Raw genomic sequence first — 654 nt, 5'->3', positions numbered from 1 at the left:
ATAGCGGTGGTGCATTCAACACGGATGCCAGCTGACTCGACGCCATCGCGAGCAAGCCCGCTCCCACGGTGGGTTTGTGGTGTATGCAGGCGTTGCGCACGACACCGACCCTGTGGGAGCCGGGCTTGCCCGCGATGGCGGCGGCCCATTCAACATGGATGCCAGCTGACTCGACGCCTTCGCGAGCAAGCCCGCTCCCACAGTGGGTTTATGGTGTATGCAGGCGTTGCGCCCGACACCGACCCTGTGGGAGCCGGGCTTGCCCGCGATGGCGGCGGCCCATTCAACATGGATGCCAGCTGACTCGACGCCTTCGCGAGCAAGCCCGCTCCCACAGTGGGTTTATGGTGTATGCAGGCGTTGCGCCCGACACCGACCCTGTGGGAGCGAGCCTGCTCGCGATGGCGGCTGCATATTCGACGTTACCGGCACTGATCAGCCACGAATACGAATGTGCGGCGTAACCGACATCCCCACCCGCAGTTTCGCTGTCGCCGGTTGGTCAGGCTCGATGCGGATGCGCACGGGCAGGCGTTGGACGATTTTCGTGAAGTTGCCGGTGGCGTTGTGGGGAGCTATGGCTGAGTAGCTGACGCCGCTGGCGGGCCCCAGGCTTTGCACTGTTCCTGTCAGCGTTTCTCCGGGCAGGGCATC

General features: G+C 64.4%; 1 pseudogene. It reads right to left on the bottom strand.

Going from position 1 to position 654, the window contains the following annotated elements:
• Window positions 1–435 precede the first annotated feature (435 nt).
• Window positions 436–654 (bottom strand): annotated as a pseudogene (locus AD665_RS21870) (HlyD family secretion protein); the annotation flags it as partial.

Origin of the sequence: Pseudomonas corrugata, assembly GCF_001269905.1 — a bacterium.
In the GTDB taxonomy this organism is placed as follows: Bacteria; Pseudomonadota; Gammaproteobacteria; order Pseudomonadales; family Pseudomonadaceae; genus Aquipseudomonas; species Aquipseudomonas corrugata.
Note: the sequence above shows the minus strand (reverse complement) of the source record. Positions and strands in the feature narration are given on the sequence as shown.